Genomic DNA, 10,974 nt, shown 5'->3' on the forward strand with positions numbered 1-10,974 from the left:
CCGCAGAGGATCGCGCCCGGACCTGGAGGCGGGAAGGAGGACAGTTCAGTCCGCCATACACGGTACAGATTACCTCGACCACCCACGGAGCCTCCGTTGTCTATACTACCGGACGGGGCGAGGATCCCGACTGGCAGCTGTATACCGGACCCATTCGGGTCGAGGACCCGTTGACCCTGAGAGCCAAAGCCGTACGATACGGGTATGCCGAAAGTGAAGAGATCAACGGGGCGTTCGGTGTAAAATAACGTGAGAGCCTTTTGTGTTCTGAATACTCGAAAAATAATTCTTTTTAATACCTAAACTGGGATCATATGGATCGCAAAGAAAGCATAAAGACGATGGTGTTGGGGACGGTATCGCTGCCGTTGCTCAAAAGCGGGACTAAGTCAATACAAATAACAACCCCGGAAGAGGCACCCCGGCAGGCCGGCGGGGAGCCGATGCGCAGCCGCTGGGCCCGCTGGCCGGACGTCGAGTGGGCCGGCCCCCGGTTTTGGGGGAACCGCCTGCAGGACTGGCACATCAGAGATGGCAAGGTGGAGTGTGCGGTCAGCGACAACAACCGGACATTGCATTGCCTGACGCACCAGCTGATCGAGCAAAGGGGGGCTTTTTCCGTCACGGCGGAAGTCGAGCTGATGAATACCAGCGACTCTCCCGAGGATCGTATCGGATTCCGAATTGGTGCCAAAGGGAATTTCCCGGATTATCGTTCGGCGGCTGTTTTTGGAGAGGGGATCGACCTGGGTATAACGATGGCCGGAGAACTTTTTGTGGGGGATCAGCGACAGTCGATCCCCGTGAACCTGGATCGCCCTCTTCAGCTTACGGCAGAGGGTGGCCCCGCCCCCGGCGGTGAACAGTATAATATTACGCTGTCAGTTGCTGATTCTTCTACAGGGAAGCAGCTCGGCACGTTAAAAGTCGAACAAAATGCACCTGCAAAAACGGCTGGAAACATAGCGTTATTGGCTGACTACCATTCCCCGGATCGCAATTCGGAAGTTCCCTCGGCACGTTTTTCCAGGTGGGAAATTGCCGGGAGCAAGGTCCGATTCCGGCCGGAACAGACATTTGGTCCCATCTGTTTTGCCCAGTATACATTGGACAGCGGCCTGCTGAAGATGACTGCACAACTTGCACCCATCGAAAAAATAGGCGGGCACTCGGTTGAGCTCCAGGTCAAGTCCGGCGGTGACTGGACCCGGGTGGGAGAACCGACTGCGGCTGATTCAATGTCGCGCACGGCACATTTCCGGGTTGAAAACTGGGAGTATAATGAAGATATCCCGTACCGGGTCAAGTTGGATCTCCCGCTGAAATCGGGGATGGAGAGTTTTTATTATGAAGGTACCATCGCCTCGAACCCGGTGGACAGCAGAAAGGTAAAGATGGCCGTGTTCAGTTGTAACAGCCATTATGGATTTCCAAATAATGAGGTTGTACATCATGTCGGCAAGCACCAGCCGGATTTGGCAGTATTTTTGGGTGATCAAATATATGAAAGTCACGGAGGCTTCGGGGTGCAGCGGAGTCCGGTGGAGAAAGCAAGCCTCGATTTTCTGCGCAAATGGTACATGTTCGGGTGGTCGTATCGCGATCTATTTCGCGATATTCCCTCGGCATTTATCCCGGACGATCACGATGTATACCACGGGAATATATGGGGAGAAGGTGGTGCCGATGCCCCGGTTGAAAAGGGCTGGGGATACGACTCCCAGGATGAGGGGGGCTACAAGATGCCTCCGGAATGGGTCAACATGGTGCAGCGCTGTCTTACGAGTAACCTGCCGGATCCCTACGATCCGACCCCGGTTAAGCAGGATATCAGCGTGTATTACACCGACTGGAAGTATGGCGGGGTCAGCCTGGCCGTTATTGAGGATCGAAAATTCAAGACCGCCCCCAAAAATGTACTGCCCGAGGAGGCAAAGGTGCTGAACGGCTTTATCCAAAACAGGAATTTTGATATCAGGGATTACTACGATATCGATGCCGAACTGCTGGGGGAACGGCAGCTTTCCTTCCTTGAATCATGGACAAAAGACTGGAGTGAGGGTACGGAGATGAAGGCGGTGCTCTCCCAGACAAACTTTTGCACGCTGGCCACGCTTCCGGAGGGCAGCATACTCGACCGGATTGTCCCCGAACTGGAGATCCCTGAGCGCAATGAATATGTGAAGGGCGATGCTCCTACGACCGACATGGATTCCAACGGCTGGCCACAGAAGGGCCGGGATCGTGCACTCCGCACAATACGCAAGGGATTTGCCCTCCATGTTGCCGGAGATCAGCACCTGGGCAGCACGGTGCAGTATGGGATTGACGAATTTGGAGATGCCGGGTTTGGATTTGCAGGTCCCGCCCTCAACAACATCTGGCCGCGTCGCTGGTGGCCTCCGGTGGGCCAGGGGCACCAGCCGCTGCCGGGCCGATCAAAAAATACGGGTCATTTTGAGGATGGCTTTGGCAACAAAATGACGGTATACGCGGTGGCGAACCCCGTACAAACCGATCGCGAACCCGCGATTATCTATGATCGCGCCACCGGTTACGGGATGGTTACTTTTGACAAGAAGGAGCGGGAAATAACGATAGAATGCTGGCCCAGGTACGTGGACCCGGAGACGAATCCCGGTGGACAATATGACGGCTGGCCGGTGATTATTCAGCAACAGCAGAACTATGGTCGCAGGGCAGTCGGGTATTTGCCGGAAATTATTGTAGAGGGACTGGAGCATCCGGTCATTGAGGTCTATAATCAGAAAACCGGTGACCTGGAATACGCCCTGCGGATTCGGGGCCGAACCTTCCGGCCGAAAGTATTTGAGGTTGAATCGCACCGGCTGAGAGTGGGAGAACCGGATACCGACCAGTGGCTGGAGTTCGACTCGGTGACGCCGGCGGACGACACGCCGATTGTGTGCCGTTTTTAGCGGAAGTGCTGTACTCGGGATTCGGATACGACCGAACCGGCAAATGGATAACGATATTAATAATATAAATTTAAAAACCAGACTATGACTACGACCAGAGCAACGTATGAGTATGTGTTGACCATTCTTTTTTTGTGTTGTTTGACGGAAGTGTTGCATGCACAGTCATCTGATAGGCAGGCTTCTCCCAATATCCTGGTATTTGTAGCTGATGATGCCGGATGGAGAGATTTCGGGGCTTATGGAAACGAAGTCATCCAAACACCAAATATTGATGAACTGGCCCGCGGTGGACTGCTGTTTGAGCAGGCCTTTTTGACGACTGCCCAGTGCAGTCCCTCCCGTATATCGATATTGACGGGCTTGTATCCCCATGCCACGGGAGCGGAGGATCTGCACATGCCTCTTCCTGAGGGAACGCGCATCGTGCCGGGTTATCTGTCTGAGAAAGGATATTTCAGCGGGCACATGCGGAAAACACATTACGGTCCCCATGCCGATGCCCAATTCAACTGGTACAGCGAACATCTTTCGGAGAGCTTTCCCTCCTTTTTGGACGAGGCGGGACAGCAACCGTTTTTTCTGTGGGTGGGATTTTCTGATCCGCACCGCCCGTACGGAGATGCCCCGCGCGTTCACGATCCCGACGAGGTTAAAGTGCCTCCGCAGCTCGCAGACAGGCCGGGGACCCGCGCAGATCTTGCACGCTACTATGATGAAATCAGTCGGATGGACGCGCAGATCGGACGCTTTATCGAGGAGCTGGAACGACGCGGTGAGCGGGACAATACGCTGGTTGTTTTTCTGAGCGACAACGGGGCCCCGTTTCCCCGCGCCAAGGGAACGGTTTATGATGCGGGGATTCGAACGCCCCTCATTTTTAACTGGCCGGACGAGATTGAAGCCGGCAGCAGGTTTGAAGGCCTTGCCAGCGTCATTGACCTGGCCCCGACGCTGTTAGACCTGGTTGGCCACCCGGTGCCGGACCAGATGCAGGGAGAAACCGTGTTGCCGGTTTTGTTCGATCAGACACGCCCGGGGCGGGAGTACGTATTCAGCGAACGCAACTGGCACGACAGTGATGAGCATATCCGCAGCTTGCGCACGGAACGTTACAAGCTGGTGAAAAACGCCTATATCGAGCTGCCCCACGGCACGCCGGCTGATATCGGCGGGAGTCCTTCATTTCGGGATTTGATCCGGTTAAAGAAAGAAGGATCACTGAATCATGCGCAATCCCGTCTTTTCCAGGTGCCAAGGCCCCGTATTGAACTTTATGACCTGCAGCAGGATCCCTGGGAGGTGCATAATGTGGCGGCGGATTCAGCGTACTGGCAGAAGGCGCGGGAGCTGGCACAGGTGCTGGATGACTGGAGTCAACAGACCGGTGATTTCCCACCCTACTACCGCGTACGGGATGATCATACGGACCGGATGACCGGGGTGTGGTTTTCAAAAGAGATACCCCCGATGCGCAACAAACGGGAGTAAAAAGCCCGGGGAGGACAACAGAATTCATTTTATAAAGCTTATCACCGGAATTTGTCATCCATGTTATCCACTGTTCCTGCAGTGGATGCGGGAAAACGGGGAGGAGTCCCGGTAAAGGATTACTTCCGTGCGGAGAAAAGAAGGCCCAGGCCCACGATAAAGAAGAACACGTGGGGGGTAAGAGCGGCGACGATGGGTTCAATTGCACCCTCTTTTCCAAAAGGTTCGATCACTTTCATAAAGGCCAGATACAGAAAGCTGATGGCCAGGCCGGCCGCAATATAAAATCCCTTGCCTCCCTTGCGCCGGACGGAAGCGATCGAAAACCCGATAATAGAGACCACAAGGATCGAAATCGGATAGGTCAGGCGCCCGTAAAACTGAATTTTGGGAAGACTGATTCCTGTTGCGCCGCTGCGTTCAAGAGACGCGATATAATCTTGTGCCTCCGGGTAGGTTAACTGGTAGATATCGGAGGTCGTCCGGGCCAGATCCTGCGGGTAGATTGTCAGGGAGACCACCAGCGTGTCCAACTGTTCATCCACATACCCCTCCGGCATAAAAGTTCGCCGTTTAATATTCAGCATCCTCCACTGCTGGGTTTTGGGGATCCATTCCATCCGGGCGATATCCAGGCTTTCGCTGATGCTGTCTCCCCGGAATTTTATAGCCTCGATCCTCCGGGCCAGGGTGTCTTTGGGGCTGTAATACTGGAACCTGTAGATATTATTGTCACTATCCTGCCGGTAGATCCGGTCACTGTCCACTTTTTGGCTGCTGGCGGGAAGATATTTCTTTTCAAACTCAATACGCTGTGCGTTGGAGTCGGGAATGACAAACCCGTCCAGGTAGCTGATGATACCGGCCATCAAAAAGCCAAATACCAGGTAGGGGATGATGAGACGGTACAGGCTGATGCCGGCGGCCTTCAGGGCTACAATCTCCAGGCGATCGGCCATCTGTCCGGTGAGGTACAGGCAGGCGACGAATACGGCCACCGGAATTACCAGGCGCGTCATTTCGGGAATGTAATTCAGGTAGTACTGGCCGAATATTTCGGCAAAGGTGGCTCCCTTGTCGGTAAAATCATCGCTGTTTTCCGAAAAATCGATCACGATAAAGATGAAAATCAGCACTCCCAGCACAAAAACCGTGATTGCAAGGAGCCTCAGGAATATGTAGCGGTCAATTTTTTTAATCACTCTTCTTCCACAGGTTTGACAACTTAAAAGAGGTACAGAGCCGGATAACCATATATATGCCTGCTATACCCAGCACAATATTTGAGAACCACATCGCCCAAAATGGGGTAATAAAAAGCCGATCAGCGAGCTTTTCGCCCTGGATCAGTGAAATCCAGTAAAAAGTCAGGAAGCCGGTGCCGAAGAGTGCAGCATAACCGATATTCCCTTTTTTGGCCAGCATCCCGATGGGAGCACCGATGAGCACAAAAATGATACATGCTACGGGAATTGAGAACTTCTTGTGCACCTCCACCAGGTAGCGGGCGATGCGCGATTCCCTCCAGCTCACGTTGGTTTCAAGATTCTCCAGGTTCGACTTGTATTTCCTCAGTTCTGAAATGGCCATTTCACCGAGTCCCACCTGGGTTCTCCGGTTGCTCATCAGATTGACGGCCAGGTATTCGCTTGTCACCTTCGGGACGCTGTCTGCAACACCCGCGCGCGTGGAACTCAGCTCCAGCTGGTACGTATTGCTGCGCCCTTCATTGGTATCGGCAGGCATCAGGAATGTGTTCTCATTTGAAAACGACTGTTCGATCTGCGTGGCGCGCTCTCTTTCAAGGGTGTCCACGACGGCAAGCATCGCCTGCGAGCTCATCGTGCGGTCGTTGCGCGTACGCTGATCCGGGTTGGAGCGCGAGAAGGCAAAGTCTGACAGGTCAAAACTGATTCGATACCGGTCAAAATGGTTCTCCTCGATGACCGTCTCATAGGAATTATTCTGCTTAAGATAGCGGAGCGTTGAGCCGTCATACAGGTAGAGCGTCATAAGCTGGCTGTCATCACTGCTCTGAAGGATACCCCGGTCGGCTTTGATGATCGCCTCTTCCCGGTTTTTATCGGAATCGGGAGACTGGAGGAGTGTGACGTTGTAGAGGGAGTCGGTTTCATTGTTAATATCCTTTACCAAAAAAATATAGCCCTCGATCCCCTCATAGAACTCGTTCGGTTTTAGGTCAAAACCGGGCTTTTTCGTACGGATATCGATAAAGAGAGAGCGCGCACGCTGATTGGCATCCGGCAGTACATAGTTCGAAAACCATACCAGAAAGACACACAGGAAAAACGATGAGATGAGAACCGGCTTTATAATATTGAACGGGTTTACTCCCGCCGCGCGCATAGCCGTTAACTCGTTAAGTTCAGAAAACTTGCCAAATGCCATAAGAGAAGCCACGAGCACTGCCATGGGTGCGGCCAGTACCACCATATACGCCAGGTTGGTCAAAATGAGCTCAATGATGATCCCCAGCGGAAGCCCTTTTCCCACCAGCTTGTCAATATGCAGGATCAGAAACTGCATGAGCAGCAGGAACATAACGGTCAGAAAGCAGAACACAAACGGTCCTACGTGCCGCCGGAGAACATCCACCTGTAATTTGTTAAATGTGAACTTCATGGGTGTTGCTGTTTGATGACACCAAAATTAGGCTGATCCTGCCATTTTACAAAATAACGCGCGGTACTCCATTTTCTTGAGTTAAGACGCGGAAAATACCTAAAATGCCGGTAATTAGGAGATCCTCAAAAAGTTTTTACTATTAATTCGCGAAAATACAGACATTGGGCAAAACAGCGGTTTGACAAAAATAAAGACCTCGTTTAAAGCCCGCCAATATATACTGGGAAATTCAAGTTCAGAGAAAGAAATTCCCTGATTGTTCGGTTGTTTGCCTGTGTCATCTCCTGCAATTGTGGGTGGCAGGTAGAGATGAACGTTTTTTTCCGCCCGGTGCCGGATGAAGAATTCAGGGCATCTTTTGCGGGGTGGTAAAGCGCTCCCGGTAGGTGGAGGGGTTGGTGTCCATGATGGTTTTGAACTGTTTGTTGAAGTTGGAGATCGTGTTAAAGCCACATTTATAGCTTATCTCAGTTATGTTGAGATCTGTTTCCATCAGCAGCCTGCAGGCCTGGCCAATCCGGTATTCCTTGATGTAGGAGAAAAACGTTTTGCCGGTCACCTTCTTGAAATGACGGCAAAAGGCGGCTTTTGTGAGCCCGATAATATCGATCACATCATCCAGCGATATATCTTCCTGGTAGTGCTCCATCACGTATTTGCAGGCTTTATTTATTCTCTGGTAATCCTTTTTGCTGAATGTAGAAGTATATCCCGCGCTGGCCAGCGTGCGGGAATCAAACCGGGTGGCCAGTTCATTAAGCACAGAGAGAATCTCCAGCAGGCAGTCGGTCCGGTTCAGTTCAAACATCGCCTGAATTCGCTCTGCAATGATCTCTGTATCTCCCCGGAACTCGAGACCGGATTCTGATTTCTGAAACAGTTGATGAACCGCGGTAAATTCGGGACAGGCCAGGAATCCATCCGTAAAAAAATCGTTGTTCAGATGGATAACCAGCGAACCCGCGCGATCTTTCATCGGGAAATCCTGGTCGCAGCTGAACAGGTGCGGCAGCTCGGAACCAAGGAACAGCAGGTCTCCCTTCTGCAGGTCTGACACGTCATCTCCGATTATTTTTTCTCCGCGGCCTTCCCAGATGTAAATAAGCTCATACTCCTTGTGGAAATGCCAAAGCCCGTCAAAAGATCGCCCAACCGTATTTTTGAGTTTGAAAGAGTGATGGGCGTCAACATTTTTTTTGAATATCGGATCCATAATCTACCATTATTTTGCTCATTAATGATATTGGCGGGGGATTTTGTATCAATCTGTGAATATAAATTAACAGAAGTCACTTCTAATGCAACTGTAAATCAATATAGAGGTAGAGGAGGTCAATATTTGAAAAGTTATTCGGTGTCCTAATAGTTACAATTTCAAAAGCAAATCTTATGTAATAAAAGTAAATGCTTTTGTTTTGTAATTATTTAATACAGGGTGGTTTATGTTGTTGGCTTGCTTGCAAAAAGACGGTTGGGAATCAGACGAGGATTCGGTGTTGTGGGTGGAGTTGAAGAGCGGCAGGCAGGAGGCCCTGGAAGCGCTGTTCAAACGCCACAATTTGCACCTGTTTAACTACGGAATCAATATTGTATCGGATCGCGAACTGGTCAAGGATGCAGTACAGAAGGTGTTCCTGACCCTGTGGCGGCGGCGCGGGCAGCTTGCGGAGGCTCGTTCTGTAAAAGCATACCTGCTCTCCTCGGTTCGGCGTGCAATTTTTGAAAAGATGAAGCGCCGGAAAAGGCGCGCCAAACGAAATCAAACCTACCTGGATGAAAAGAGCGAATTTGCTTTTTCTATTGAAGACCGGTTGATACAGGAGGAAGTTTCTGCAGAGCGGACGGAAAAATTGAAGAATGCCCTCCGTGAGCTTACTCCTGCCAGAAGGAGGCGGTGTATTTACGCTTTTACAACGGGCTCACCAACAGGGATGTCGTACCTTTCTGCAGAAGTAGAGGGGAATTCTGGTTCGATCGGGTCTATCGTGTTCCGTGCGGTTGAAGCCTATCTCAATTATATCGAGGCCTCCTACCTGAAGGAGGGGAGCCTCAACGGCAAAGCCGACCAGTACTGGCGGGCGATACGCGAGCGTGCCGGCATCAATCCCAATTATATGGTGACGGTCAATGCCACCGATATGCAGGAAGAGGCGGAAAAGGATTTTGCCGCCTACTCCGCCGGAGAGCTGCTCAGCGATAAGGTGCTGTACAATATCCGCCGGGAGCGCCGCAGCGAGTTGATGGCCGAAGGTATGCGGTACTTCGACCTGAAGCGCTGGAGAGCGCTCGATCAGCTTAAAAACGATCCCCACATCGTCGAAGGATTCAAGCTTTGGGGACCGATGCAAAACTGGTACGACGCCGGTGAGCTGGTAGAACCCGGTGAAGGGGGAACCCCGAATGTATCCAGCAGTGCCGAGAGCGATTACCTGCGCCCGTATCGCATCAATCTCAGTGACGGAAACCACGTAAGGAATGGCTACAGCTGGGCCTATGCGCACTACCTGGACCCTATAGCCGTGGAGCACTTCAGCATTACCGCCGGTGAAGAGTCGTCCAACTTGGAAAGCTCCATTATTTACCAGAATCCCGGGTGGCCACTGCAGGCAAATGCCGGCGCTGAACAGTAAAAAATATATTGCTTGAGCAGAGCGATAGACGATGAAGGCCACATGGACCCAGGTGTTTGTGTGGCCTTCTTTTTTTGAGATACGTTTCAAAGTAAACTGTAAAACCTTATAGCAATGAGTAGAAATAACATCTTACTATTGGTATCCATGGTGGCCCTGTCTGCGATAGGTCTCTCTTGCAGCATGACCGGCACCCCGCCTGAAAGCTGGGATCTCGTGTGGGAAGACACATTCTCAGGGGAGGGAATACCGGATCCCGAAAAATGGGTTTTTGCCCCTAGAAAAAGCCCGGACTGGGCGAAATACTGTACCGAGAGCGAAGAAACGGTGGCCGTCAGTGAGGGGAAACTGCACCTCCGGGGCATAAAAAACAGCAGTGCTGAGGATACCGCAGCCTATCAAACCGGTTGTATCTCCACCAAGGAAAAGTTTTCATTTACGTATGGGAAAATAGAAGTCAGGGCGAAGTTGTCGAAAGGCAAAGGCTCGTGGCCCGCCATCTGGATGATGCCGGCCCGTCCCACGTATGGCGGGTGGCCCCAAAGCGGCGAAATCGACATTATGGAACACCTGAATTTGGATCAAAAGGTATACCAGACAGTCCACAGCACCTATATAGACGTGCAGGATAACCGGGAGAATCCACCTCATCACACCACCGTTCCGGTTCAGCCTGACGAATTTAACACGTACGGACTGGAGTGGTATCCCGACCGGCTGGAGTTTTATGTGAATGGGCAAAAGAGGTTGACCTATCCACGGGTGGAGGGCGGCGGCCATGAACAGTGGCCGTTCGACCAGCCGTTTTACCTGATTTTGGACCAGGCCCTGGGCGGTAGCTGGGTGGGCGAAATAGATGACCGCGACCTGCCGGTGGAGATGACTGTGGACAGGGTACGCGTGTACAAGTAGGGACGTCAAGCAGAAATAAAGAAAAAGTGAAGAAGATAATGGGAAAACAGCTGCATTTTGTGGTTAATGTGTTTTCAACTCTTACAAATCCGATAAATTCCTGCCATATTACGAAATCGATTCACAACAAAAATTAAAATTGGAATGTCTTTCACCTCCAGCCTTATGTATCAAAATACAACTGTTTTTCTGGTACTCAGTACGTTTTTACTCTCGATCGCAGCCTGCACGCCAGGCCAGCAACAGGAAACCGGCGAACGCCCCAATATTGTCTTTATCATGAGCGATGATCACTCCTACCAGACTTTGAGTGCATATGACGATCGATTTATCGAGACGCCCCACCTGGATCGCAT

General features: G+C 51.6%; 8 protein-coding genes and 1 pseudogene. 6 read left to right on the plus strand and 3 right to left on the minus strand.

All coding sequences use genetic code 11. The annotated features are described in order from the left end of the window. The 3 genes from ACG2E4_RS17845 to ACG2E4_RS17855 form a co-directional block, all read left to right on the plus strand. Positions 1-248, plus strand: a 248-nt coding sequence (locus ACG2E4_RS17845) for a chitobiase/beta-hexosaminidase C-terminal domain-containing protein (protein WP_395277437.1), incomplete at its 5' end; no start/stop codon positions are given. 66 nt (positions 249-314) lie between these two features. Next, the gene (locus tag ACG2E4_RS17850; RefSeq protein WP_395277438.1) at positions 315-2,939 is read left to right on the plus strand and encodes an alkaline phosphatase D family protein; all 2,625 of its coding nucleotides are present in this window, start codon (positions 315-317) and stop codon (positions 2,937-2,939) included. An 84-nt stretch (positions 2,940-3,023) separates the two neighbouring features. Beyond that, on the plus strand, positions 3,024-4,430 hold the full coding sequence (locus tag ACG2E4_RS17855) for a sulfatase (RefSeq protein WP_395262500.1): 1,407 nt from the start codon (positions 3,024-3,026) through the stop codon (positions 4,428-4,430). A gap of 119 nt (positions 4,431-4,549) precedes the next feature. Here ACG2E4_RS17855 and ACG2E4_RS17860 read toward each other — a convergent pair whose 3' ends face one another. From ACG2E4_RS17860 to ACG2E4_RS17870, 3 genes are all read right to left on the minus strand, one after another. After that, positions 4,550-5,632: an LptF/LptG family permease gene (locus ACG2E4_RS17860; protein ID WP_395277439.1), complete on the minus strand. Its 1,083-nt coding sequence runs from the start codon at positions 5,630-5,632 to the stop codon at positions 4,550-4,552. Then, positions 5,625-7,073 carry an LptF/LptG family permease gene (locus ACG2E4_RS17865; protein WP_395277440.1) on the minus strand — a complete coding sequence of 483 codons (1,449 nt, stop codon included), beginning with the start codon at positions 7,071-7,073 and terminating at the stop codon, positions 5,625-5,627. Before ACG2E4_RS17865 ends, ACG2E4_RS17860 begins: the two co-directional genes overlap by 8 nt. A gap of 349 nt (positions 7,074-7,422) precedes the next feature. Then, positions 7,423-8,289, minus strand: a complete 867-nt coding sequence (locus tag ACG2E4_RS17870; protein WP_395262503.1) for an AraC family transcriptional regulator — start codon at positions 8,287-8,289, stop codon at positions 7,423-7,425. Positions 8,290-8,533: 244 nt separating this feature from the next. Between ACG2E4_RS17870 and ACG2E4_RS17875 the strand changes: the two genes are divergently transcribed. The 3 genes and pseudogenes from ACG2E4_RS17875 to ACG2E4_RS17885 form a co-directional block, all read left to right on the plus strand. Continuing rightward, positions 8,534-9,706: a sigma-70 family RNA polymerase sigma factor gene (locus ACG2E4_RS17875; RefSeq protein ID WP_395277441.1), complete on the plus strand. Its 1,173-nt coding sequence runs from the start codon at positions 8,534-8,536 to the stop codon at positions 9,704-9,706. A gap of 114 nt (positions 9,707-9,820) precedes the next feature. After that, positions 9,821-10,618 carry a glycoside hydrolase family 16 protein gene (locus ACG2E4_RS17880; RefSeq protein WP_395277442.1) on the plus strand — a complete coding sequence of 266 codons (798 nt, stop codon included), beginning with the start codon at positions 9,821-9,823 and terminating at the stop codon, positions 10,616-10,618. Between the two features lie 165 nt (positions 10,619-10,783). After that, a pseudogene (locus tag ACG2E4_RS17885) lies at positions 10,784-10,974 on the plus strand (sulfatase); the annotation flags it as partial.

Source organism: Halalkalibaculum sp. DA384, from assembly GCF_043951955.1.
GTDB lineage: Bacteria > Bacteroidota > Rhodothermia > Balneolales > Balneolaceae > JAMQKA01.

What these genes read in the sequence shown, in the direction of transcription:
- ACG2E4_RS17880 (WP_395277442.1), top strand. Translation starts at nt 9,821, where the DNA reads ATGAGTAGAAATAACATCTTACTATTGGTATCCATGGTGGCCCTGTCT.
- ACG2E4_RS17850 (WP_395277438.1), top strand. Translation starts at nt 315, where the DNA reads ATGGATCGCAAAGAAAGCATAAAGACGATGGTGTTGGGGACGGTATCG.
- ACG2E4_RS17855 (WP_395262500.1), top strand. Translation starts at nt 3,024, where the DNA reads ATGACTACGACCAGAGCAACGTATGAGTATGTGTTGACCATTCTTTTT.
- ACG2E4_RS17870 (WP_395262503.1), bottom strand. Translation starts at nt 8,289, where the DNA reads ATGGATCCGATATTCAAAAAAAATGTTGACGCCCATCACTCTTTCAAA.
- ACG2E4_RS17865 (WP_395277440.1), bottom strand. Translation starts at nt 7,073, where the DNA reads ATGAAGTTCACATTTAACAAATTACAGGTGGATGTTCTCCGGCGGCAC.